Source organism: Streptomyces sp. LBL (genome assembly GCF_029893585.1).
In the GTDB taxonomy this organism is placed as follows: domain Bacteria; phylum Actinomycetota; class Actinomycetes; order Streptomycetales; family Streptomycetaceae; genus Streptomyces.
Genome location: NZ_JARXYX010000020.1, coordinates 131,120 through 155,910, shown reverse-complemented (window position 1 = coordinate 155,910; position 24,791 = coordinate 131,120). Strand labels below are relative to the sequence as shown.

At 69.6% G+C, this 24,791-nt stretch carries 20 protein-coding genes; 18 read left to right on the top strand and 2 right to left on the bottom strand.

The genetic code is table 11. The annotated features are described in order from the left end of the window. Window positions 1-65: 65 nt before the first annotated feature. The 13 genes from M2271_RS24330 to M2271_RS24270 all read left to right on the top strand — a co-directional run bounded on the left by M2271_RS24330 (window position 66) and on the right by M2271_RS24270 (window position 14,305). Window positions 66-1,661, top strand: coding sequence for a UDP-N-acetylmuramoyl-L-alanyl-D-glutamate--2,6-diaminopimelate ligase (locus tag M2271_RS24330; protein WP_280889434.1), 1,596 nt, complete (start codon window positions 66-68; stop codon window positions 1,659-1,661). 4 nt (window positions 1,662-1,665) lie between these two features. Beyond that, a complete protein-coding gene (murF, locus tag M2271_RS24325) occupies window positions 1,666-3,072 on the top strand; it encodes a UDP-N-acetylmuramoyl-tripeptide--D-alanyl-D-alanine ligase (RefSeq protein WP_280889433.1) in 1,407 nt (468 codons plus the stop codon). Further along, the gene (gene mraY / locus M2271_RS24320; RefSeq protein ID WP_280889467.1) at window positions 3,072-4,160 is read left to right on the top strand and encodes a phospho-N-acetylmuramoyl-pentapeptide-transferase; all 1,089 of its coding nucleotides are present in this window, start codon (window positions 3,072-3,074) and stop codon (window positions 4,158-4,160) included. Before murF ends, mraY begins: the two co-directional genes overlap by 1 nt. Then, window positions 4,142-5,560: a UDP-N-acetylmuramoyl-L-alanine--D-glutamate ligase gene (gene murD, locus M2271_RS24315; RefSeq protein WP_280889432.1), complete on the top strand. Its 1,419-nt coding sequence runs from the start codon at window positions 4,142-4,144 to the stop codon at window positions 5,558-5,560. The genes mraY and murD overlap by 19 nt, the downstream gene beginning before the upstream one ends. Before the next feature lie 68 nt (window positions 5,561-5,628). Beyond that, window positions 5,629-6,984, top strand: coding sequence for a putative lipid II flippase FtsW (gene ftsW / locus M2271_RS24310; protein ID WP_280889431.1), 1,356 nt, complete (start codon window positions 5,629-5,631; stop codon window positions 6,982-6,984). 6 nt (window positions 6,985-6,990) lie between these two features. Further along, complete coding sequence (murG, locus tag M2271_RS24305; protein ID WP_280889430.1) at window positions 6,991-8,088, top strand: undecaprenyldiphospho-muramoylpentapeptide beta-N-acetylglucosaminyltransferase; 1,098 nt, start codon at window positions 6,991-6,993, stop codon at window positions 8,086-8,088. Between the two features lie 35 nt (window positions 8,089-8,123). Beyond that, complete coding sequence (locus tag M2271_RS24300; protein ID WP_280889429.1) at window positions 8,124-8,918, top strand: FtsQ-type POTRA domain-containing protein; 795 nt, start codon at window positions 8,124-8,126, stop codon at window positions 8,916-8,918. A 282-nt stretch (window positions 8,919-9,200) separates the two neighbouring features. Beyond that, window positions 9,201-10,397, top strand: a complete 1,197-nt coding sequence (gene ftsZ / locus M2271_RS24295; protein WP_280889428.1) for a cell division protein FtsZ — start codon at window positions 9,201-9,203, stop codon at window positions 10,395-10,397. Continuing rightward, complete coding sequence (gene pgeF / locus M2271_RS24290) at window positions 10,394-11,122, top strand: peptidoglycan editing factor PgeF (RefSeq protein WP_280889427.1); 729 nt, start codon at window positions 10,394-10,396, stop codon at window positions 11,120-11,122. Before ftsZ ends, pgeF begins: the two co-directional genes overlap by 4 nt. Window positions 11,123-11,128: 6 nt before the next feature. Next, entirely contained in the window at window positions 11,129-11,848 is a 720-nt protein-coding gene (locus M2271_RS24285; RefSeq protein WP_280889426.1) for a YggS family pyridoxal phosphate-dependent enzyme, read from the top strand. Window positions 11,849-11,977: 129 nt separating this feature from the next. Further along, window positions 11,978-12,628 (top strand): cell division protein SepF, encoded by a 651-nt coding sequence (gene sepF, locus M2271_RS24280; protein ID WP_280889425.1) that lies wholly within the window; start codon window positions 11,978-11,980, stop codon window positions 12,626-12,628. A 71-nt stretch (window positions 12,629-12,699) separates the two neighbouring features. Beyond that, a complete protein-coding gene (locus M2271_RS24275; protein ID WP_266440999.1) occupies window positions 12,700-12,984 on the top strand; it encodes a YggT family protein in 285 nt (94 codons plus the stop codon). 46 nt (window positions 12,985-13,030) lie between these two features. After that, complete coding sequence (locus M2271_RS24270; protein ID WP_280889424.1) at window positions 13,031-14,305, top strand: DivIVA domain-containing protein; 1,275 nt, start codon at window positions 13,031-13,033, stop codon at window positions 14,303-14,305. A 264-nt stretch (window positions 14,306-14,569) separates the two neighbouring features. Here the strand turns inward: M2271_RS24270 and ileS are convergent, their stop codons facing one another. Further along, on the bottom strand, window positions 14,570-17,725 hold the full coding sequence (gene ileS, locus M2271_RS24265) for an isoleucine--tRNA ligase (RefSeq protein ID WP_280889423.1): 3,156 nt from the start codon (window positions 17,723-17,725) through the stop codon (window positions 14,570-14,572). A gap of 609 nt (window positions 17,726-18,334) precedes the next feature. On the opposite strand from ileS, the gene M2271_RS24260 reads away from it, so the two are divergent. The 5 genes from M2271_RS24260 to M2271_RS24240 all read left to right on the top strand — a co-directional run bounded on the left by M2271_RS24260 (window position 18,335) and on the right by M2271_RS24240 (window position 23,403). Next, entirely contained in the window at window positions 18,335-19,558 is a 1,224-nt protein-coding gene (locus tag M2271_RS24260; RefSeq protein WP_280889422.1) for a TraR/DksA family transcriptional regulator, read from the top strand. Between the two features lie 70 nt (window positions 19,559-19,628). After that, window positions 19,629-20,240, top strand: coding sequence for a signal peptidase II (gene lspA / locus M2271_RS24255; RefSeq protein ID WP_280889421.1), 612 nt, complete (start codon window positions 19,629-19,631; stop codon window positions 20,238-20,240). A gap of 51 nt (window positions 20,241-20,291) precedes the next feature. Beyond that, window positions 20,292-21,236, top strand: coding sequence for an RluA family pseudouridine synthase (locus M2271_RS24250; protein ID WP_280889420.1), 945 nt, complete (start codon window positions 20,292-20,294; stop codon window positions 21,234-21,236). After that, window positions 21,233-21,703, top strand: coding sequence for a GNAT family N-acetyltransferase (locus M2271_RS24245; protein WP_280889419.1), 471 nt, complete (start codon window positions 21,233-21,235; stop codon window positions 21,701-21,703). The genes M2271_RS24250 and M2271_RS24245 overlap by 4 nt, the downstream gene beginning before the upstream one ends. A 113-nt stretch (window positions 21,704-21,816) precedes the next feature. Next, the gene (locus M2271_RS24240; RefSeq protein ID WP_280889418.1) at window positions 21,817-23,403 is read left to right on the top strand and encodes a Na+/H+ antiporter; all 1,587 of its coding nucleotides are present in this window, start codon (window positions 21,817-21,819) and stop codon (window positions 23,401-23,403) included. Between the two features lie 243 nt (window positions 23,404-23,646). Here M2271_RS24240 and M2271_RS24235 read toward each other — a convergent pair whose 3' ends face one another. Further along, entirely contained in the window at window positions 23,647-24,789 is a 1,143-nt protein-coding gene (locus M2271_RS24235; protein WP_280889417.1) for a mechanosensitive ion channel domain-containing protein, read from the bottom strand. Window positions 24,790-24,791: the final 2 nt, after the last annotated feature.

Here is a 24,791-nt window from a genome sequence, read left to right as displayed (position 1 = left end):
CGCCCGGTACGCTCACCGCCGTGCCACACGCCGATCAGTCCCAAATCACCCAGAAGGGTGCACCCGTGACGTATCCGGGACCGCCCCGGCCGGTTCAGGTCTCCGCGACACCCCTCGCCGAGCTCGCCGATCAGTTGGGTGCGGAAAAGCCGGCGAGTCCGGCTGGTCCGGCGACCGCCGCCGAGGTCACGGGCATCACCCACGACTCGCGCGCCGTCCGCCCCGGTGACCTGTACGCCGCCCTTCCGGGCGCCCGTCTGCACGGTGCCGACTTCGTCAGGCAGGCCGCGGGCCTCGGTGCGGTCGCGGTGCTGACCGACCCGACGGGCGCCGAGCGGGCCGCCGCGACGGGCCTGCCGGTGCTGGTCGTCGACGACCCGCGCGCGCAGATGGGCGAACTGGCGGCCACCGTCTACGGCCACCCCGGCCGTGATCTGCTCCAGATCGGCATCACCGGCACCTCCGGCAAGACCACCACCGCCTATCTCGTCGAGGGCGGCCTGCGAGCGGCCGGGTCCACCGGCGAGAGGGGCCGGCGCGAAGCGTCGTCGGTCGAGGGCGGTGGTGGGCGACGGGTGGGCCTCATCGGCACCGTCGAGACGCGCATCGGTGACGAACGCGTCAAGTCCGAGCGCACCACCCCCGAAGCCACCGACCTCCAGGCCCTGTTGGCGGTCATGCGCGAGCGGGGAGTCGAGGCGGTCGCCATGGAGGTATCCAGCCACGCCCTGGTCCTCGGCCGGGTCGACGGCTGCGTGTTCGACATCGGCGTCTTCACCAACCTCAGCCCGGAGCACATGGAGTTCCACTCCGGCATGGAGGACTACTTCCAGGCCAAGGCACAGCTGTTCACGCCTCGACGCAGTCGGCTCGGTGTGGTCAACATCGACGACGAGTACGGGCTCAGGCTGGTCGAGGAGGCCACCGTCCCCGTCGTCACCTACTCCGCCGAGGGCCACCCGGACGCCGACTGGCGCGCCGAGGACGTCGAAGTCGGGCCGCTGGACTCGACGTTCACCGTGATCGGCCCCAAGGAGGAGCGGATCACCGCCAGGTCGCCGCTCGCCGGGCCCTTCAACGTGGCCAACACCCTCGCCGCGATCGTCGCCCTCGCCGCCGCCGGCCTGGACCCGCAGACCGCCGCCGACGGCATCGCCGCCGTCCCGGGCGTACCGGGCCGGCTGGAACGGGTGGACGCCGGACAGCCGTATCTCGCGGTCGTCGACTACGCCCACAAGACGGACGCCGTCGAATCGGTCCTGCGCGCCCTGCGCAAGGTCACCGAGGGTCGGCTGCACGTCGTGCTGGGCTGCGGCGGCGACCGGGACAAGACCAAGCGGATGCCCATGGGTGCCGCCGTGGCCCGGTTCGCCGACACGGCCGTACTGACCTCCGACAACCCACGCTCCGAGGACCCCCTCGCGATCCTCGCCACCATGCTCCAGGGCGCCGCGTCCGTACCGGCACACGAACGCGGTGAGGTCCAGGTCTTCGAGGACCGGGCCGCCGCGATCGCCGCCACCGTGTCCCGCGCGCGGCCCGGGGACACCGTGCTGGTCGCGGGCAAGGGCCACGAGCAGGGCCAGGACATCGCCGGGGTGGTGCGTCCCTTCGACGACCGCCAGGTGCTTCGCGAAGCTATCCAGAAGACCCAGGGATGAACTTGTGATCGCCCTCCCTCTCGCCGAGATCGCAGCAGTCGTCGGCGGGCAGACGTACGACATACCGGATCCGTCCGTCCAGGTCACCGGACCGGTGATCCGGGACTCCCGGGAAGCCGGCCCCGGCACCCTCTTCGTCGCCTTCGTCGGTGAGCGGGTGGACGGCCACGACTTCGCGCAGGCGGTCGTCGAGGCGGGTGCCGTGGCCGTTCTGGCGTCCCACCCGGTCGGCGTGCCCGCGATCGTCGTCGACGACGTCCAGACGGCACTCGGCGCCCTCGCCCGGCATGTCGTGCAACGGCTCGGCGCGACCCTGGTCGCCCTGACCGGTTCCGCGGGCAAGACCAGCACCAAGGACCTGATCGCCCAGGTCCTCCAGCGCAAGGCGCCCACGGTGTGGACGCCGGGCTCGTTCAACAACGAGATCGGACTGCCGCTGACCGCCCTGTCGGCCACCGAGGAGACCAAGTTCCTCGTGCTGGAGATGGGCGCCCGCGGCATCGGCCACATCCGCTACCTCGCCGGCCTGACGCCCCCGAAGATCGGCCTGGTGCTGAACGTCGGCACCGCCCACATCGGCGAGTTCGGCGGCCGTGAGCAGATCGCGCAGGCCAAGGGCGAGCTCGTCGAGAGCCTGCCGGAGGACGGCACCGCGGTGCTCAACGCCGACGATCCCCTCGTACGGGCCATGGCATCCCGAACGAAGGCGAAGGTGATCCTTTTCGGAGAGTCCGGCGAAGCGGACGTACGCGCCGAGAACGTGCGACTCATGGACAGCGGACAGCCCGCCTTCATGCTTCACACACCCTCCGGTGCAAGCGAAGTGACCATGCGCCTGTACGGTGAGCACCACGTGTCGAACGCGCTCGCCGCGGCCGCCGTCGCCCATGAACTGGGTATGTCCGCGGAAGAGATCGCCACCGCGCTCTCCGAGGCGGGCTCCCTCTCCCGCTGGCGTATGGAGGTCACCGAGCGCCCGGACGGCGTGACGGTCGTCAACGACGCCTACAACGCGAACCCCGAGTCCATGCGAGCGGCTTTGCGCGCGCTCGCGGCCATGGGCAGGGGGCGGCGGACCTGGGCGGTGCTCGGCAAGATGGCCGAGCTCGGGGACGAGGCGCTCGCCGAGCACGACGCGGTCGGACGGCTCGCCGTCCGGCTCAATGTCGGCAAGCTCGTCGCGGTCGGGGGCAGGGAAGCGTCCTGGCTGCAACTGGGCGCATATAACGAGGGTTCGTGGGGTGAGGAGTCGGTGCACGTGTCCGACGCACAGGCGGCGATCGACCTGTTGCGCAGCGAGTTGCGCCCAGGGGATGTCGTACTCGTGAAGGCGTCCCGGTCGGTCGGGCTCGAGAGCGTGGCACAGGCGCTCGTCGAGACCGGTGCCGAGGGTGAGGTTTCCGCCCGATGATGAAGCAGATCCTGTTCGCAGGAGTCATTGGTCTTTTTCTGACGCTGATCGGTACCCCGCTGCTGATCAAGCTCCTCGCGCGCAAGGGCTACGGCCAGTACATCCGCGACGACGGCCCGCGCACGCACGGCAGCAAGCGCGGTACGCCGACCATGGGCGGTATCGCCTTCATCCTGGCGACGGTCGTCGCGTACTTCCTGTCCAAGGTGTTCACCGGACTCGGCGAGGCCAAGACGCCCCCGCCGACCTTCTCGGGCATGCTGGTCCTCGCCCTGATGGTCGGCATGGGCATGGTCGGCTTCCTGGACGACTACATCAAGATCGTCAAGCGGCGTTCGCTCGGTCTGCGGGCCAAGGCGAAGATGGCCGGCCAGCTGACCGTCGGCATCGCCTTCGCGGTGCTCTCGCTCCAGTTCGCGGACTCCCGGGGACAGACGCCGGCCTCCACGAAGCTGTCGTTCATCACGGACTTCGGCTGGACGATCGGCCCGGTGCTGTTCGTCGTCTGGGCGCTGTTCATGATCCTCGCGATGTCGAACGGCGTGAACCTGACGGACGGTCTGGACGGCCTGGCCACCGGTGCCTCGGTGCTCGTCTTCGGCGCCTACACCTTCATCGGCGTCTGGCAGTACCAGGAGTCCTGCGCCAACGGCGAGACCCTGACCAACCCGGGCGCCTGTTACGAGGTGCGTGATCCGCTCGACCTCGCGGTGATCGCCTCCGCGCTGATGGGGTCCTGCCTCGGCTTCCTGTGGTGGAACACCTCGCCCGCCAAGATCTTCATGGGCGACACCGGCTCGCTGGCCCTCGGCGGGGTGCTCGCCGGCCTCGCGATCTGCTCCCGCACCGAACTGCTGATCGCCCTCCTGGGCGGCCTGTTCGTCCTCATCACCATGTCGGTCGTCATCCAGGTCGGCTCCTTCCGGCTCACCGGGAAGCGCGTCTTCCGCATGGCGCCACTCCAGCACCACTTCGAACTCAAGGGGTGGTCCGAAGTCCTTGTCGTGGTCCGCTTCTGGATCATTCAGGGCATCTGCGTGATCGTCGGACTGGGTCTCTTCTACGCGGGATGGGCGGCGGACAAGTGACCGACTGGCAGGGCAAGGGCGTCACCGTCGCCGGGCTCGGCGTCTCAGGCGTCCCGGCCGCCAAGGTGCTGCACGAGCGCGGCGCCCTCGTCACGGTCGTCAACGACGGCGACGACGAGCGGGCCCGCGCCCAGGCCGCGGAACTGGAGACCCTGGGCGTCACCGTGCGCCTCGGCGACGGCGCCACCCTGCCGGAGGGCACCGAACTCATCGTCACCGCGCCCGGCTGGAAGCCGGACAAGCCGCTGTTCGCGGCAGCTCATGAAGCAGGGGTCCCGGTCTGGGGGGACGTCGAGCTCGCCTGGCGGCTGCGCGGCCCCGACGCCGCCCCCTGGCTCTGCGTCACCGGCACCAACGGCAAGACCACCACCACGCAGATGCTGGCGTCGATCCTGACGGCGGCCGGCCTGCGCACGGCCGCCGTCGGCAACATCGGCGTCTCGCTGCTGGACGCGGTGCTGGGGGAGGAGCGGTACGACGTCCTCGCCGTGGAGCTCTCCAGCTACCAGCTCCACTGGGCGCCCTCCCTGCGTGCCCACTCCGCCGTCGTCCTCAACCTGGCCCCGGACCACCTCGACTGGCACGGCTCCATGGAGGCGTACGCCAAGGACAAGGGCCGTGTCTACGAAGGCAATCGGGTCGCCTGCGTCTACAACGTCGCCGACAAGGCCACCGAGGACCTGGTGCGCGAGGCCGACGTCGAGGAGGGCTGCCGGGCCGTCGGCTTCACCCTCGGCACCCCCGGCCCCTCCCAACTCGGCGTGGTGGACGGCATTCTGGTCGACCGCGCCTTCGTGGAGAACCGGCAGAAGAACGCCCAGGAGCTGGCGGAGGTCTCCGACATCGATCCGCCGGCCCCGCACAACATCGCCGACGCCCTCGCGGCGGCGGCCCTCGCGCGCGCCTTCGGGGTGCCCGCCGCGGCCGTACGGGACGGGCTTCGGGCCTTCACCCCGGACGCCCACCGCATCGCGCATGTCGCCGACGTGGACGGCGTGGCCTACGTCGACGACTCCAAGGCCACCAACACGCACGCGGCCGAGGCCTCGTTGGCGGCGTACGAGTCGATCGTATGGATCGCGGGCGGACTGGCGAAGGGCGCGACCTTCGACGAACTGGTCGCCAAGTCGGCAAAGCGACTTCGCGGGGTCGTCCTGATCGGTGCCGACCGTGCCCGCATCCGGGAAGCCCTCGCGCGACACGCCCCGGAAGTACCCGTCGTCGACCTGGACCGGACCGACACTGGGGCGATGCTCCAGGCAGTCCAGGAGGCGCAGCGGCTCGCGGCGCCGGGCGACACGGTTCTGCTGGCCCCGGCCTGCGCCTCCATGGATATGTTCGCCAACTACAACAAGCGCGGTGACGCGTTCGCCCAGGCGGTTCGCGAACTCGGAACCTGACCCGGCCGCCTGCCGGGCGGCCCCTTGGGAGGGACGCGTGTCGAGGCCGACGTACAGCGGAGAAGCCGATGCCCGTTAGCCGTACCGGACGCCCGCCCGTGCAGCGGGCGGCCAGACGGCCCGCCGTCCCCCGCGCACCGCGCGAGAACCCCTTCGTGCGTCTGTACACGCGCGCCCGCCGGGCCTGGGACCGACCGCTGACCGCGTACTATCTGATCCTCGGCGGCAGCCTGCTGATCACCGTGCTCGGCCTGGTGATGGTCTACTCGGCCTCCCAGGTCACCGCGCTGCAGATGTCGCTGCCGGGTTCCTACTTCTTCCGCAAGCAGCTCCTCGCGGCTGTCATCGGCGGGGTGCTGCTGCTGGTCGCCTCCCGCATGCCGGTGAAGCTGCACCGGGCGCTCGCCTACCCGATCCTCGCGGGCGCCGTCTTCCTGATGGCACTGGTGCAGGTGCCGGGCATAGGGATGTCGGTCAACGGCAACCAGAACTGGATCTCGCTCGGCGGCTCCTTCCAGATTCAGCCGAGCGAGTTCGGCAAGCTCGCGCTGGTGCTGTGGGGCGCCGATCTGCTGGCCCGCAAGCAGGACCGGAAGCTGCTGGCCCAGTGGAAGCACATGCTGGTGCCGCTGGTACCGGCCGCCTTCATGCTGCTCGGGCTGATCATGCTCGGCGGCGACATGGGAACGGCGATCATCCTGACCGCGGTCCTCTTCGGCCTGCTGTGGCTGGCGGGCGCTCCGACCCGGCTGTTCGTCGGCGTGCTCTCGGTCGCCGCCACGCTCGGTGTGATCCTCATCAGGACCAGCCCCAACCGGATGGCCCGGCTCCAGTGCATCGGCGCCACCGAGCCGAAGTCCGGAGCGGCCGACTGCTGGCAGGCCGTGCACGGCATCTACGCCCTGGCCTCCGGCGGACTCTTCGGTTCCGGGCTCGGTGCGAGTGTGGAAAAATGGGGCCAACTCCCGGAAGCCCACACCGACTTCATCTTCGCTGTGACCGGCGAGGAACTGGGGTTGGCGGGGACGCTGTCCGTGCTGGCCCTCTTCGCGGCTCTAGGCTATGCGGGTATCCGCGTGGCCGGACGCACGGAGGACCCCTTCGTAAGGTATGCCGCGGGAGGTGTGACGACCTGGATCATCGCTCAGGCGGTGATCAACATGGGTGCGGTGCTCGGCCTGCTGCCGATCGCCGGCGTCCCCCTCCCGCTGTTCTCCTACGGAGGTTCCGCCCTGTTGCCGACCATGTTCGCCGTCGGGTTGCTGATCGCCTTCGCGCGTGACGATCCCGCCGCGCGGATGGCGCTTTCTCTGCGGCAACCCCGCTTTGGTAGAAAGCGGGCGGGAGGCCCTGTGCGGGGGCCTCGAAGATGGAACACGATGCGACGGCGTGCCTCGTCGGCGCGCACGTCCGGAGAGCGGTGAATTTCGGTGCATGTCGTACTCGCCGGTGGGGGGACCGCCGGCCACATCGAGCCCGCGCTCGCCCTCGCGGACGCCCTGCGCAGGCAGGACCCGACCGTGGGGATCACGGCTCTGGGCACGGAGCGCGGCCTGGAGACCCGGCTCGTACCGGAGCGGGGCTACGATCTCGCGCTGATCCCCGCAGTACCGCTGCCACGCAAGCCCACTCCCGAGCTGATCACCGTCCCGGGCCGGCTGCGCGGCACGATCAAGGCGGCCGAGCAGATCCTGGAGCGCACCCACGCGGACGCCGTCGTCGGCTTCGGCGGCTACGTGGCCCTGCCCGGCTACCTCGCCGCCAAGCGCCTGGGCGTGCCGATCGTGGTCCACGAGGCCAACGCCCGGCCCGGCCTCGCCAACAAGATCGGCTCGCGGTACGCCGCCAAGGTCGCCGTCTCCACCCCGGACAGCAAGCTGCGGGACGCCCGGTACATCGGGATCCCGCTGCGCCGTTCCATCGCCACCCTCGACCGGGCCGCCGTGCGTCCCCAGGCGCGGGCGACCTTCAGACTCGACCCGAACCTGCCGACGCTGCTGGTCTCCGGCGGTTCCCAGGGCGCACGCCGGCTCAACGAGGTGGTCCAGCAGGTCGCGCCGTATCTCCAGCAGGCCGGGATCCAGATCCTGCACGTGGTCGGCCCGAAGAACGAACTGCCGCAGGTGCAGCAGATGCCGGGGATGCCCCCGTACATCCCGCTACCGTACGTGGACCGGATGGACCTCGCGTACGCCGCGGCCGACATGATGCTCTGCCGCGCCGGCGCGATGACCGTCGCCGAACTCTCCGCCGTCGGGCTCCCGGCCGCCTACGTCCCGCTGCCCGTCGGCAACGGCGAACAGCGGTTGAACGCCCAGCCGGTGGTCAAGGCCGGCGGCGGACTGCTGGTCGACGACGCGGAACTGACGCCCCAGTGGGTGCAGCAGAATGTTCTGCCCGTGCTCGCCGACCCGCACCGGCTGTACCAGATGTCCCGGTCCGCCGCCGAGTTCGGCCGCCGGGACGCCGACGACCTGCTCGTCGGCATGGTGTACGAGGCGATCGCCGCTTCCCGTGCACGCCGATAGCGACCGTATTCCTGTGTAGACGAGGGGCAGCGAGCGTGGCCGGACCGACGACCGCCGAGCGCGGTGAACGCCAACAGGAGTCGTCCGGCCCGCCGCCCACCCGAAGGTTCACCCCGCCCCCGCTTCGTACGATCATCATTCTCGCTGTCGCACTGGTGGTTCTCGGGGCGGGGTGCGTCTGGCTGTTGTACGGCTCGCAGTGGCTGCGGGTGGAACAGGTGTCTGTCTCGGGGACCCGGGTCCTGACGCCCGCGCAGGTGCGCGAGGCAGCCGACGTACCGGTCGGATCGCCGCTGATCTCGGTCGACACCGATGCGATCGAGGCACGGTTGCGCCAGAAATTGCCTCGAATTGACGTGGTTGACGTAGCGCGTTCCTGGCCCGATGAAATCGGACTGAAAGTGACGGAGAGGGCTCCGGTTCTGCTTGTCCGAAAGGGTCGAAACTTCATCGAAGTGGACGATGAAGGTGTCAGATTCGCCACGGTTTCCGAGGCCCCGAAAGGGGTTCCCGGACTGGAATTGGCCCTGTCCCGGCCAGGGTCGCGCGCCCCGAGTCTGCGCCGCTTCGGCGCCGACCGTCTGGTGCGCGAGGCGGTCCGGGTCGCCGGCGCCCTTCCGGCCGCCGTCGCCCGCGGCACCCGCACTGTCAAGGTGCGTTCCTACGACGACATCTCCCTGGAGTTGGGCGACGGCCGGACCGTCGCGTGGGGGAGCAGCGAGAAGGGTCCTTTGAAGGCCCGTACCCTCACGGCTCTCATGAAAGCCTCCTCGGGTGCGCGGTACTTCGATGTCAGCGCTCCCACCGCACCTGCGTCATCAGGGAGTTGACGCACCTCCGCGCAGGTCGGCACCCGGGTTGGGCACTGCTATGGCTGATCACATAGGGTGAAAAGAAAAACGGGAGGTTCGGCGTGTTCGTTGAACGTGCGCCACTTGTCGACTTAGTGTCCTGTTCAGAAGACTCCAGGGAACAGACACACTGGTAACCCTAAACTTCAACGTTAGGGTTCGGGTCGGCGCTACGGACCGTCCCATCGGCATCTGTCGTCGGACCGCGGGTTCACACCCGCGAGGCGACGGCAACGTAATTCGAGGCGAGAGGCCTTCGACGTGGCAGCACCGCAGAACTACCTCGCAGTCATCAAGGTCATCGGTGTCGGCGGCGGTGGTGTCAATGCCATCAACCGGATGATCGAAGTCGGCCTCAAGGGTGTCGAGTTCATCGCCATCAACACCGACGCGCAGGCCCTGTTGATGAGCGACGCCGACGTCAAGCTCGACGTCGGCCGTGAACTCACCCGTGGACTCGGCGCCGGAGCCAACCCGGCCGTCGGCCGCAAGGCCGCCGAGGACCACCGCGAGGAGATCGAGGAGGTCCTCAAGGGGGCCGACATGGTCTTCGTGACAGCCGGCGAAGGCGGTGGCACCGGCACCGGCGGCGCGCCCGTGGTGGCCAACATCGCCCGTACGCTGGGCGCCCTCACCATCGGCGTGGTCACGCGCCCGTTCACCTTCGAGGGACGGCGCCGCGCCAACCAGGCGGAGGACGGCATCGCGGAACTCCGCGAAGAGGTCGACACCCTCATCGTCATCCCGAACGACCGACTGCTGTCCATCTCGGACCGCCAGGTCTCCGTCCTCGACGCCTTCAAGTCGGCGGACCAGGTCCTGCTCTCCGGTGTTCAGGGCATCACCGACCTCATCACCACCCCCGGCCTGATCAACCTCGACTTCGCCGACGTCAAGTCCGTCATGTCCGAGGCCGGTTCGGCTCTCATGGGCATCGGCTCGGCCCGCGGCGACGACCGTGCGGTGGCCGCGGCCGAGATGGCGATCTCCTCGCCGCTGCTCGAGGCCTCCATCGACGGTGCCCGGGGCGTGCTGCTCTCCATCTCCGGCGGCTCGGACCTCGGCCTGTTCGAGATCAACGAGGCCGCCCAGCTGGTCAGCGAGGCCGCCCACCCCGAGGCCAACATCATCTTCGGCGCGGTCATCGACGACGCCCTCGGTGACGAGGTGCGGGTCACCGTGATCGCGGCCGGCTTCGACGGGGGTCAGCCGCCGACCCGGCGGGAGACCGTCATCGGGTCGTCCTCGACCTCGGCCCGACGTGAGGAGCCCACTCCGGTACGGCAGCCGGAGAGCCGTCCGTCCTTCGGCTCCCTCGGCAGCGTCACACCGAGGGAGGAGCCGGAGCTCGCCCCGGAGCCGGTGGCTGACATTCCGGTCTCCCCGCCTGTTCCGCCGTCGCGGTCCTACACGGACAGCGCGGCCGAGGAACTGGACGTGCCGGACTTCCTGAAGTGATAGGACGGCGCGACACCGAGAGCGGCGCGCACTTCGCCTTCACCGACAGGTGGGGCGGGGTGAGCGCCGCTCCGTATGAGGAGCTCAATCTCGGCGGAGCGGTCGGCGACGACCCCGAGGCCGTACGGACCAACCGGGAGTTGGCCGCGAAGTCGCTGGGACTCGATCCGGGCCGGGTGGTCTGGATGAACCAGGTGCATGGCAACGCTGTCGCCGAGGTCGACGGTCCGTGGGCCACGCGGCTCACGCCGGAGACCGACGGTCTGGTGACCGCGACGCGTGGACTCGCACTGGCCGTCCTGACCGCGGACTGTGTACCGGTCCTGCTGGCCGACCCGGTCGCCGGTGTGGTCGCCGCGGCTCACGCGGGACGGCCCGGCCTGGTCAAGGGGATCGTGCCCGCCGCCGTCGACGCGATGGAGTCGCTGGGCGCCGAGCCGTCCCGGATCGTCGCCCGCACCGGACCCGCCGTCTGCGGCCGATGTTATGAAGTGCCGGCCCAGCTGCGCGCCGAGGTCGCCGAGACCGAACCGGCGGCGCACGCCGAGACGAGTTGGGGCACACCCGCGGTCGATGTGAGCGCCGGAGTGCACGCTCAGCTCAAGCGCCTCGGGGTGCGCGACCGGGAGCAGTCGCCGGTGTGTACGCGGGAGTCGGCGGACCACTTCTCGTACCGTCGCGACCGGACCACGGGCCGGCTCGCGGGCTATGTCTGGCTGGACTGATCGGGTATGACGGACCGTAAGGACGAACTCGCCGGAAATCTGGCGAAGGTCGAGGAGCGCATCACCGCCGCGTGCGTGGCTGCGGGCCGGGGGCGCGAGGAAGTGACCCTGATCGTGGTCACGAAGACCTATCCCGCCGCCGACGTGCGGGCACTCTCGGATCTCGGCGTGCGGCACGTCGCCGAGAACCGCGACCAGGACGCGTCACCCAAGGCCGCCGAATGTGTGGACTTGCCCCTTACTTGGCACTTCGTCGGTCAATTGCAGACCAACAAAGTTCGATCCGTGGTCGGTTACGCGGATCTTGTGCAGTCCGTCGATCGTTCCAAGCTTGTGACGGCCTTGTCCAAGGAGGCCGTGCGGGCCGAGCGCGAAGTGGGCTGCCTGATCCAGGTCGCCCTCGACGCGGGGGAGAACGAGCGAGGAGAGCGAGGGGGTGTAGCGCCAGGTGGAATCGGAAAGTTGGCCGACCTCGTCGCCGGCGCCCCGGGCCTGCGGCTCGACGGGCTGATGACCGTCGCTCCGCTCACCGGGGAGTACGCGGGTCGCCAACAGGCGGCGTTCGAGCGGTTGATGGATTTGTCGACCGACCTGCGCCGATCCCATCCGGCTGCGAACATGGTCTCGGCAGGGATGAGTGCGGACCTCGAACAGGCCGTGGCGGCCGGAGCGACACATGTACGCGTCGGCACCGCGGTACTCGGAGTCCGCCCCAGGCTCGGGTAACGTCGCCAGGAAGTCGGACCACAGCAGAAAATATGGTCATTACCGCTGGATAGCGGGCATAACGACCTCTTGGATCGCGGGCACTTGACAGTCGTCAGTCGATCCATCACAGAGCGGAGGACTCAGAGCATGGCCGGCGCGATGCGCAAGATGGCGGTCTACCTCGGCCTCGTGGAGGACGACGGGTACGATGGCCGCGGTTTTGACCCCGATGACGACTTCGAACCTGAACTGGACCCGGAACCCGAGCGGGACCGTCGACGGCATGAGCCGTCGCACCAGTCACATCAATCCCATCAGGCGCTTCAGCCTGAAAGGGATGAACCCGTACGAGTGGTGCAACCCTCGCCGCCGCGTGACCCGGTACCCCGATCCGCTTCGCTCGCCGCGGATTCCGGACGTCCGGCGCGCATCGCGCCCGTGGCATCTATCACACAAGAACGCGCAAGCCTGGAGAAGAACGCACCGGTGATCATGCCCAAGGTCGTGTCGGAACGAGAGCCGTATCGGATCACCACCCTTCACCCCCGTACTTACAACGAGGCCCGTACCATCGGGGAACACTTCCGTGAGGGCACCCCGGTGATCATGAATCTGACGGAGATGGACGACACGGACGCCAAGCGACTTGTCGACTTTGCGGCCGGTCTGGTGTTTGGCCTTCACGGCAGCATCGAACGGGTGACGCAGAAGGTGTTCCTGTTGTCGCCTGCTAACGTCGATGTCACGGCGGAGGACAAGGCCCGCATCGCAGAGGGCGGGTTCTTCAACCAGAGCTGAGACGCACGACCGGTATCAGCAGTACAAGTAGTACCCGGCAGCACGGAACAGAGGAGAGGGAAGCACCAGTAATGAGCGTGGTCCTGGATGTCATCTACATCGCGCTGATGTGCTTCCTCATCGTGCTCATCTTCCGGTTGGTCATGGACTACGTCTTCCAGTTCGCCCGCTCGTGGCAACCCGGCAAGGCGATGGTGGTCGTTCTGGAGGCCACCTACACTGTCACTGATCCACCGCTCAAGCTTCTACGGCGGGTCATCCCGCCGTTGCGTCTCGGGGGCGTGGCGCTCGACCTGTCCTTCTTCGTACTGATGATCATCGTCTACATCCTGATCTCCGTCGTGAGCCGGCTGTGAACGATACGGTCTTGCCGAATGCCGACGACTACGTTGAGGTGAAGAGATGCCGTTGACCCCCGAGGACGTGCGGAACAAGCAGTTCACGACCGTCCGCCTCCGAGAAGGCTATGACGAGGACGAGGTCGATGCCTTCCTCGATGAGGTTGAAGCCGAACTGACCCGACTGCTCCGCGAGAACGAGGACCTGCGCGCCAAGCTGGCCGCGGCCACGCGTGCTGCTGCCCAGAACCAGCAGAACATGCGCAAGCCTCCGGAACCGCCCCAGGATCAGCAGCAACAGCAGCAACAGCAGCAACAGCAGGGCATGCCGCCGCAGGGTATGCCGCAGCAGGGCATGCGCGGTCCGGGCGCTCCGGTGCCCGCCGGCATATCGGGCCCGCCGCAGCAGCAGATGGGCGGCCCCATGGGTGGCCCACCCCAGCTGCCGAGCGGTGCTCCGCAACTGCCCGCCGGTTCCGGCGGTGGCCAGGGCGGCCAGCAGGGTCCCGGTCCGATGGGTCAGGGTCAGATGGGCCAGGGTCCGATGGGTCAGAACCCGATGGGCCAGGGTCAGATGGGCCAGGGTCCGATGGGTCAGGGTCCGATGGGTCAGGGTCCGATGGGTCAGGGTCCGATGGGCCAGGGCCCCATGGGTGGTCAGCCCCCCATGCAGCAGCAGATGGGCGGCCCGATGGGTGGCCCCATGCAGCAGCAGATGGGCGGCCCCGGTCAGGGCCCCGGTGGCGACAGTGCCGCCCGTGTCCTCTCGCTGGCTCAGCAGACCGCCGACCAGGCGATCGCCGAGGCCCGTTCCGAGGCCAACAAGATCGTCGGCGAGGCGCGTTCGCGTGCCGAGGGTCTCGAGCGTGACGCCCGTGCCAAGGCCGACGCCCTGGAGCGGGACGCGCAGGAGAAGCACCGCGTCGCGATGGGCTCCCTCGAGTCCGCCCGCGCCACGCTGGAGCGCAAGGTCGAGGACCTGCGCGGCTTCGAGCGCGAGTACCGCACGCGGCTGAAGTCCTACCTGGAGTCTCAGCTGCGTCAGCTGGAGACGCAGGCCGACGACTCGCTGGCCCCGCCGCGCGCTCCGGCGACCGCGTCCCTGCCGCCGTCCCCGGCGCCGTCCATGGCCCCGGCCGGTGCGAGCGCCCCGTCGTACGGCGGCAACCAGGGCATGGGCGGCGGCCCTTCGCCGGCCGGCCCGTCCTATGGCGGCCAGCAGCAGATGTCCCCGGCGATGACCCAGCCGATGGCGCCGGTACGGCCCCAGGGTCCCTCGCCCATGGGGCAGGCTCCCTCGCCGATGCGCGGCTTCCTCATCGACGAGGATGACAACTGACGGCCAGTAGTACGCCTCAGGCGTCGGCAGCGTTCAAAGGGCGGGGCCCCGGATTTCGATCCGGGGCCCCGCCCTTTTGGCGGCCGCAGAGGTCCGCGCCCGCGTGGCGGGCCTCCTGGTTCGTCCGGACGAACCGTTCCGTTGCCCGAGCAACTGGGCCTGCCCGCCGTCGTGACGGCAGACGCAGACGCAGACGCAGACGAGGGCCCGGCCCCCGTCCGGGAGCCGGGCCCTCGTCTGTGTCTGCCTCGGCGGCCTTAGGCCTTACGCCTTGCGCAGGCGGAACGTCAGGGACAGGCCCTCGTCCGTGAACGGGGTGCCGTACGTGTCGTCCGCCTCGCCCTGGGCGAAGTCCGTGGCGAGGACCTCGTCGGCGATGAGCTCGGCGTGCTCGCTGAGTGCCGCGATGACCGCGGGGTCCGTGGAGGTCCAGCGCAGCACGATGCGGTCGGCCACGTCGAGCCCGCTGTTCTTGCGGGCCTCCTGCATCAGGCGGATCGCGTCACGGGCCAGGCCCGCCTGCCGCAGCTTCTCCGTGATCTCCAGGTCGAGGGCGACCGTCGCACCCGAGTCGGAGGCCACCGACCAGCCCTCGCGCGGGGTCTCCGTGATGATCACCTCATCCGGGGCGAGAGGGATCGTCTCGCCGTCGACCTCCACCGACGCCGTACCCTCGCGCAGGGCGAGGGAGAGCCCGGCCGCGTCGGCGTCGGCGACCGCCTTCGCCACGTCCTGGACGCGCTTGCCGAACCGCTTGCCCAGGGCACGGAAGTTGGCCTTGGCCGTGGTGTCGACCAGGCTGCCGCCGACCTCGCTCAACGACGCCAGCGCCTCGACGTTCAGCTCCTCGGTGATCTGCGCGTGCAGCTCCGGGTCGAGGGCGTGGAAGCCCGTCGCTGCGATCAGCGCACGCTTCAGCGGCTGGCGGGTCTTGACGCCCGACTCCGCGCGTGTGGCCCGGCCCAGCTCCACCAGGCGGCGGACCAGGACCATCTGCCGGGACAGTTCGGGGTCGATCGCCGTGAGGTCCGCCTCCGGCCAGGACGCCAGGTGCACCGACTCCGGCGCGCCCGGGGCGATCGGAACGACCAGGTCCTGCCAGACCCGTTCGGTGATGAACGGGGTCAGCGGGGCCATCAGTCGGGTGACGGTCTCCACGACCTCGTGCAGCGTGCGCAGCGCGGCCTTGTCGCCCTGCCAGAAGCGGCGCCGGGACCGGCGGACGTACCAGTTGGACAGGTCGTCGACGAACGCCGAGAGGAGCTTGCCGGCGCGCTGGGTGTCGTAGGCCTCCAGGGACTGGGTGACCTGGTCGGTGAGCGCGTGCAGTTCGGACAGCAGCCAGCGGTCCAGGAGCGGGCGGTCGGCCGGGGCCGGGTCCGCCTCGCTGGGCGACCAGTTCGCCGTGCGCGCGTACAGGGCCTGGAAGGCGACCGTGTTCCAGTACGTCAGGAGGGTCTTGCGGACGACTTCCTGGATCGTGCCGTGGCCGACTCGGCGGGCCGCCCACGGGGAGCCGCCGGCTGCCATGAACCAGCGGACCGCGTCGGCGCCGTGCTGGTCCATCAGCGGGATCGGCTGCAGGATGTTGCCCAGATGCTTGGACATCTTGCGGCCGTCCTCGGCGAGGATGTGGCCCAGACACACCACGTTCTCGTACGACGACTTGTCGAAGACCAGGGTGCCGACCGCCATCAGCGTGTAGAACCAGCCACGGGTCTGGTCGATGGCCTCGCTGATGAACTGCGCCGGGTAGCGGGACTCGAACAGTTCCTTGTTCTTGTACGGGTAGCCCCACTGCGCGAACGGCATCGAACCCGAGTCGTACCAGGCGTCGATGACCTCCGGCACGCGCGTGGCCGTCTTCTCGCACTGCGGGCAGGCGAAGGTGACCTCGTCGATGTACGGGCGGTGCGGGTCCAGGGCCGACTGGTCGGTGCCGGTCAGCTCGGTGAGCTCCGCGCGGGAGCCGACGACGGTGAGGTGGTCGTCCTCGCAGCGCCAGATCGGCAGCGGGGTGCCCCAGTAGCGGCTGCGGGACAGCGCCCAGTCGATGTTGTTGTTCAGCCAGTCGCCGAAGCGGCCGTGCTTGACGTTCTCCGGGAACCAGTTGGTCTTCTCGTTCTCCTGGAGGAGGCGGTCCTTGATGGCGGTGGTCCGGATGTACCAGGACGGCTGCGCGTAGTAGAGGAGCGCGGTGTGGCAGCGCCAGCAGTGCGGGTAGCTGTGTTCGTACGGGAGGTGCTTGAAGAGGAGGCCGCGCTGCTGAAGGTCCTCGGTGAGCTGTTCGTCCGCCTTCTTGAAGAAGACGCCGCCCACGAGGGGGACGTCCTCCTCGAAGGTGCCGTCCCGGCGGACGGGGTTGACGACGGGAAGGCCGTAGGCGCGGCAGACCTTGAGGTCGTCCTCGCCGAAGGCGGGGGACTGGTGGACCAGGCCCGTACCGTCCTCGGTCGTCACGTACTCGGCGTTGACCACGTAGTGGGCCGGTTCCGGGAACTCGACGAGCTCGAACGGACGTTGGTAGGTCCAGCGCTCCATCTCGGCGCCGGTGAAGGTCTCGCCGGTGACCTCCCAGCCCTCGCCGAGGGCCTTGCCGACGAGCGGCTCGGCGACGAGGAGTTTTTCCCCGCCGTCTGTGCCGTCTGTGCTCTTCGTCGCGACGACGTAGGTGACGTCGGGATGCGCGGCGACGGCGGTGTTGGAGACCAGCGTCCAGGGGGTCGTCGTCCACACCAGGAGCGCTGCCTGGCCGGCGAGCGGGCCGGAGGTGAGCGGGAAACGGACGTACACGGACGGGTCGATGACCGTCTCGTAGCCCTGCGCCAGTTCGTGGTCCGACAGACCCGTCTCGTCGCGCGGGCACCACGGGGCGACACGGTAGTCCTGGACCAGCAGACCCTTGTTGAAGATCTCCTTCAGCGACCACCAGACGGACTCCACGTACTCGGGATCCATCGTGCGGTACGCGTCGTCCAGGTCGACCCAGTAGCCCATGCGGTTCGTGAGCTCGGTGAAGGCGTCGGTATGGCGGGTCACGGACTCGCGGCACTTGGCGTTGAACTCGGCGATGCCGTACGTCTCGATGTCCTTCTTGCCCTCGAAGCCGAGTTCCTTCTCCACGGCGATCTCGACCGGGAGGCCGTGGCAGTCCCAGCCGGCCTTGCGGGCCACGTGATAGCCGCGCATGGTGCGGAAGCGGGGAAAGACGTCCTTGAAGACGCGCGCCTCGATGTGGTGGGCGCCCGGCATGCCGTTGGCGGTGGGCGGGCCCTCGTAGAACACCCACTCGGGGCGGCCCTCGGACTGCTCCAGGCTCTTGGCGAAGATCTTCTGCTCGCGCCAGAAGTCGAGCACGGCGTGCTCGAGCGCGGGCAGGTCGACCTGAGCGGGCACCTGGCGGTACGTCGGCGTTGTCATCAGCGAGCTTCCTCCGGCGGACTTGCTGCCTTCCGTCCGGAGGGACGAGAGCTGTGTCATTCCTGCGCCGCTTTCGGCGCGCTCCCGCGGTACCACCCTCCTTGGCCCTCCGGTGCGGTGTGCACACCGGCGAGCCCCCTCATTGGGGTCGCGATGCCGGGTCTACTCGCCGCTGCGGTGCTTGCTGCTTGGCTGCGGTTTTCCTCCGGCGGCTCCGGGGTGATCTTCACGTCGTGCTCGCCCCCGGGCTTCCACCGTCCCCGGGTCGCTCTGGGCTGCGTACGCCGCTACTCGTCCCCATCCACGCTTTTCGCTCCGCCCAGTGTACGGCGCCGCGAGGACAGCGGCCGACCGCTTTTCCGGCTCCGGCGGCGGGGCCGGGCGCCGCTGGTGGTGACCCGAATGGCGAGGCGCGTGCGTTCGGATCCTGGGGCCCTCGCCCGTCGGGTTACCCGGCGGGGAGCTGGGCACAACGCATGCAGGTCTGCCGCGCCGCATCCGCGAGGCGGGCGAATCGGGCGGTGCGCCCCGTTGCCGCGAGGCTCAAGTCGATTTATCGTCCCAGCACGACTCGCGAGCAAGATCACAATATGTGAAGGGGCCGCGGCCATGGTGGCGAAGAAGACCGCCGAACAGCAGTCGGCGTCCAAGTCCACGGGTGCCTTTGGCGGTGCGGCCAAGGACGTCGGCGGGAAGAGCGCGGCCGGGGGCGTGGGGGCGGTCGGCAAGAAGGGCGCGGTCGCCAAGAAGGCGGTGCCGGGGAAGAAGGCGGTGCCGGGAAGGAAGGGTGCCGGCAGGGAGGCCGCGGTGAAGAAGGCGGCTGGTTCGGTGAGGGCGGTCGAGGAAGAGGGGGCGGAGAGACCGGCGGCCGAGGAAGCGGCGGTGGCTGAAAAGACGGGGGCAGGGAAGAAGGTGGTGGTCAAGAAGGCGGGCACCAAGAAGACCGGCGCCAAAAAGGCCGTGGCGAAGAGGGCCTCGGCGGAGAACGTGGTGGCGAAGAAGGCGGTGGTGGCCACGACCGAGGCGGCCGGACAGCAGACGGCCCCGAAGAAGACCGCTGCTCGGAAGAAGGCCCCCACGGGGAGCGTGTCTCCGAAGGGTGCGTCCGCGACGGGCGCCACTCCGGGAAGAGAGTCCCCGAAGGGTGCCTCCACAGAGCGTGCGTCCCCCAAGAGCGCCGCCTCGAAGAGTGCGTCTCCGAAGCGCACCCCGAAGAAGAGCGCAGCCAAGACGACTGCGGCCAAGACGACTGCGACTGCGACTGAGACGACTGCGGCCAAGAAGACTGCGGCCAAAAAGGGCATGGCCAAGAAGGCGGGCGCGGCTGAGGCCGCGGAGCAGACGGGAGCCACGACGGTGGTTGCGAAGAAGACCCCTGGCACAGCCACGGCGGCGAAGACCGCCCTACCCAAGGTGCGCGTCGTCGCGGCGGAGCCCGGCGAGCTCGCGGTACGCCCCGGCGAGGCCCCCTGGACGCCGGAAGAGGCCGCGGAGGCACGCGCCGAACTGGAGTCCGAGGCGAAGCGGCTGCGCGACGAGATCACCACCGCCGAGGAGTCCCTCGTGGGCCTGATGCGGGACTCCGGAGACGGGGCCGGCGACGACCAGGCGGACACCGGCACGAAGAACATCACGCGCGAGAGCGAGATGGCCCTCGCGGCCAACGCGCGCGAGATGCTCATCCAGACGGAGCGCGCCCTGGACCGGCTCGACGCGGGCACCTACGGCCTGTGCGAGAACTGCGGCGACCCGATCGGCAAGGCACGCATGCAGGCCTTCCCGCGGGCCACCCTGTGTGTCGAGTGCAAGCAGAAGCAGGAACGTCGGTACTGACCAGCACCCGGGTGCCGGGGGGCGTGCCGTACTCTCGTCCTCAGTCAGGCACCTAGGTCGAGGGACTCACGTGGCAGAGGCGGAGCGCATCATCGGTACGCCGGACACCCCGGAAGGGGCGGGGGTCGAGCCGGAGCAGTCGGCCAGTCCGGTTTCCGGTTCGGAGGGGCAGGAGAGCACCGAGGCGCGGCCCAGGGGCAAGCGGCGGATCGCCGTGCTGTTCGCGGTCGCGGTCTTCGCGTACGCCCTCGACCTGGTCAGCAAGATGATCGTGGTCGCCAAGCTGGAGCACCACGCACCCATCGAGATCATCGGGGACTGGCTCAAGTTCGAGGCCATCCGCAACGCGGGCGCCGCCTTCGGGGTCGGCGAGGCCTTCACGGTGATCTTCACGGTGATCGCGGCGACGGTGATCGTGGTGATCGCCCGGCTGGCCCGCAAGCTGTACAGCCTGCCCTGGGCGTTCGCGCTCGGCCTGCTTCTCGGCGGTGCGCTCGGCAACCTGACCGACCGGATCTTCCGCTCTCCGGGTGTCTTCCAGGGCGCGGTGGTCGACTTCATCGCGCCCAAGCACTTCGCGGTCTTCAACCTGGCCGACTCGGCGATCGTCTGCGGCGGCATCCTGATCGTGCTGCTGTCGTTCAGGGGCCTCGACCCGGACGGCACCGTCCACAAGGACTGAGCGGCCGGACTGACGTACGGCGATGTCGCAGGCGTCCGGCATACTCGACGGGTGAGCACCGTTCCCGAGATCCGTAACCTGCCCGTACCCGACGGCCTGGAGGGCGAGCGTGTCGACGCCGCCATCTCCCGCATGTTCGGCTTCTCCCGGACGAAGGCGGCCGAGCTCGCCGCCGGCGGGAAGGTCACGGTCGACGGGTCGGTGGTCGGCAAGTCGGAGCGCGTGCACGGTGGCGCCTGGCTGGAGGTCGAGATGCCGCAGGCGCCCGCGCCCGTGCAGATCGTCGCCGAGCCGGTCGAGGGCATGGAGATCGTGCACGACGACGACGACGTGCTCGTGATCGTCAAGCCGGTCGGTGTCGCCGCGCACCCCTCGCCCGGCTGGAGCGGGCCGACCGTCATCGGCGGGCTCGCCGCCGCCGGGTACCGCATCTCGACCTCGGGCGCCGCCGAGCGCCAGGGCATCGTGCACCGCCTGGACGTGGGCACGTCCGGCCTGATGGTGGTCGCCAAGTCGGAGTACGCGTACACCTCGCTCAAGCGCCAGTTCAAGGAGCGCACGGTCGACAAGCGCTACCACACGCTGGTCCAGGGCCACCCGGACCCGACCAGCGGTACCATCGACGCCCCCATCGGCCGCCATCCCCACCACGACTACAAGTGGGCGGTCACCGCGGAGGGCAAGCCCTCCGTCACCCACTACGACCTCATCGAGGCGTTCCGCGCGGCTTCCCTGCTCGATGTGAAGCTGGAGACGGGTCGCACCCATCAGATCCGCGTCCACATGGCCGCCCACCGCCACCCCTGCGTCGGCGACCTGACCTACGGCGCCGACCCGACGCTCTCCAAGCGACTGGGGCTGACCCGCCAGTGGCTGCACGCCGTCCGCCTGGGCTTCGAGCACCCCGGGCACGGCGAGTGGGTGGAATTCTCCTGTGGCTACCCGGAAGACCTCCAGCAGGCGCTGGACCAGGTGCGCGAGGAGACCTACGCATGAGCCCGGCCGCGTACGTGCTGCGAGTGGCCGAGGACCCCGCCGACCGGGAAGCCTGCTTCGCGGTGCGCAAGGAGGTCTTCGTCGGCGAGCAGGGGGTCCCCGAGGACCTCGAATACGACGTGTACGACGCCGACGCCGTGCACGTGCTGGCGGTACGGGAGGACGGCCTGCCGCTCGGGGCCGGGCGGCTGTTGCACGGCGAGGCGGCCGCCGCGAAGACCGACGGCGACCTGTCCGTGGGGTCGCTGGGGCGGCTCGCGGTGACGAAGGCGGCGCGCGGGCTCGGGGTCGGGGCGTCGCTCGTCGGGGCCATCGAGGACGCGGCACGCGCGCTTGGGCTGACAGCGGTGGACCTGCACGCGCAGACGCACGCGCTGGGGTTCTACGAGCGGCTGGGGTATGTGGCCTACGGCCCGGAGTACCCGGACGCCGGGATCCCTCACCGGGGGATGCGGCGGGTTCTGTAAGCGCGGTCGTGTGACGGGTTCTGGGCCAGGGAGGCCGGAAGGGCCGGTGACCACGGTGGCGTGGCAGGCTTGACGTCTGCTGTGTGAACGCCGAAACACCCGGAGCGCGGACCGTGGATCAGTTGGCCTTGTTGTTCGTGCTGTTGCTCGGGGCCGTGATCAGCGTCCCGGTGGGGGACCGGTTCGGGCTGCCCGCGCCGGTGCTGATGACGCTCCTCGGGATCGTCCTCGCGGTCCTCGACTTCGTACCGAACGTCAGCATCCCGCCGGACCTCATCCTGCCCGCGCTGCTGCCACCGCTGCTCTACGCCGCCGTACGACGCACGTCCTGGCGGCAGTTCACCGCCAACATCCGGCCGATCTTCCTGCTGGCCGTGGCGTTGGTGTTCGTCACGACGGTGACCGTGGCCGCCGTCGCCCACGCGATCGTGCCCGGGCTGCCGATCGCCGCCGCCGTGGCGCTCGGCGCGTTGGTCGCGCCGCCCGATCCGGTCGCCGCGACCGCCGTCGCCGGGCAGCTCGGGCTGCCGCGCAGGCTGGTGTCCATCCTGGAGGGCGAGGGGCTCTTCAACGACGTCACGGCCATCGTGCTGTACCACGTGGCGATCGCCGCCGCCGTGAGCGGAACCTTCTCGCCATGGAAGGCCGGGCTCGACCTGGTGCTGTCCGCCGTGGTCGCGCTGGCGGTCGGGCTGACGCTGGGCTGGGGCGCGAACAAGCTGATGGACCTGCTCGACGACGCGACCCTGCAGATCGGGCTCACGCTGCTGGTGCCGTACGCCTCCTACGTGCTGGCGGAGGAGTTCCGCGGGTCCGGGGTGCTCGCCGTGCTCACCACCGCGCTGTTCCTCGCCGAGTACGCGACGGACGCCGACGACGTGTTGACCCGGCTGGCCGGGCACACCTTCTGGGACATCGTCGACACGCTGGTGACGGGCGTGGCGTTCGGACTGATCGGGCTGGAGTTGCACAACGCGATCCGGACGGCGTCCGGGCGGTGGGGCGAGATGCTCGGGTGGGCGGGGGCGATCGTGGGTGTGGTCGTGTTCGTACGGCTGTTGTGGCTGCTGCCGGCGACCTGGCTGACCAGGCGGTTGCACGCGCGGCGCGACCACAACGAGGACATTCCGACGAGCTGGCGGGAGACCGTCGTCATGTGGTGGGCGGGGATGCGGGGTGTGGCGTCGGTGGCGTTGGCACTGGCGATTCCGTTGACGACCGGCGACGGGTCCGCGTTTCCCGATCGCGACGAGATCGTGTTCGTCGCGTTCGGGGTGATCATGGCGACGCTGGTGCTGCAGGGGCTGACGTTGCCGTGGCTGGTGAAGCGGCTGGGGGTGCGGGCCGACACGGATCAGGACAAGGATTTCGAGAAGGAGTTGGCCGTGCGGGCGGCGAAGGCGGCGAAGCAGCGGCTCAAGGAGATCGAGGCGGTGGAGGAGCTGCCGGAGGAGCTGTCCGAGCAGATGGTGCGACGGGCCTTCGAGATCGGGGTGCGGATCAGCCCGGACATGGCGGAGGACGAACGTCGGGAGGCGCATCAGCAGCGGGTGCGCAGGCTCAAGCGGGTGCGGCGGATCCAGGGGGAGATGTTGAGTGCGGCGCGGCATGAGGTGCTGGCGGCGCGGAGTGAACCCGGGGCGGATCCGGAGGTGGTGGACCGGGTGCTGCGGCATCTTGATGTGAGGAGTTTGCGGTGAGTTGCGTCTATTGGGGGCGGTATCGCGGAGGTTGAAGGGGGGTCGGCCTTGCGGAGGTCGAACGCCATTTCGTCTCTCGCCTCACCTGGTTTCCCGCGTCACCTGGTCGCCCGCGTCACCTGGTCGCCCGCCCCACCGCAAAGCCGTTTGCGGTGGGGCGGGAAGTGGGCTGTGCCTGTGGGTGTGTCGCGTCGTCGGTGGCTCTCCGTTCGTTCCTCCAGAGGCCACCCCGCCCGCGATCGGTCAGCGGCCCGGGCCCGTTCGCGGGGGCTCGTGCTGCATGCGGCGGGCGCTCGCGCCGTCCCGGGAGGGCTCGCCGCCGTCCCGCGCGGGCCCGCCCTTACTGCGGCTGTGCGGCAGGGCCGCACTCGCCGTGTTGACGCGGGGCAGGGCGTAGGAGTGTTCCTCGGCCAGCCAGCGGATCATGCGTTCACGGACCGCGACCCGGACCGTCCAGATGTCGTCCGCGTCTTTGGCGGTCACCAAAGCCCGTACCTGCAAGGTGTTCGGGGTGGTGTCCGTGACGTCGAGGCCGTAGGCGCGGCCGTCCCAGGCCGGGCACTCGCGCAGCAGGTCGCGGAGCTTCTCGCGCATCGCGTCCAGGGGGGCCGTGTGGTCGACGTGCCAGTACACGGTGCCGGTCATCTGCGGGGTGCCGCGTGACCAGTTCTCGAACGGCTTGGACGTGAAGTACGAGACGGGCATCGTGATCCGGCGCTCGTCCCAGGTCCGCACGGTGAGGAAGGTCAGTGTGATCTCCTCGACCGTTCCCCACTCGCCGTCCACCACGACGGTGTCGCCGATGCGCACCATGTCGCCGAAGGCGATCTGCAGCCCCGCGAACAGGTTGCTGAGCGTCGACTGCGCCGCGACACCGGCGACGATGCCGAGTATTCCGGCCGAGGCCAGCAGCGAGGCACCGGCCGCGCGGAACGCGGGGAAGGTCAGCAGCATCGCGGCGACCGCCACCACGCCGACCACCGCGGAGACCACCCGCATGATCAGCGTCACCTGGGTGCGCACGCGCCGCACCCTGGCCGGATCGCGGTGGGCGCGCGCATAGCGGCTGTACGACGTCTCCACTGTCGCGGCGGCGATCCGGATCACCAGCCAGGCGGCGGCTCCGATGAGGACCAGCGTGAGCGTCCGGCCGATTTCGGCCTGGTGCCGCTCCAGCAGCTGCGCCTCGTCGTACGAGCCTCTCAGCGTCGCCGCGCAGATCACAAGCTGGAAGGGGATGCGGCCGCGGCGCAGCAGACCCCACATCGGGGTCTCGTGGTGTTGTGCGTCGGCCTTGCGCAGCAGCAGGTCGGTGGCCCAGCCGATGAGCAGCGTGAGCAGGACCGACCCGCCGACCACGATGAGTGGGCGGAGCAGGTTCTCCATGC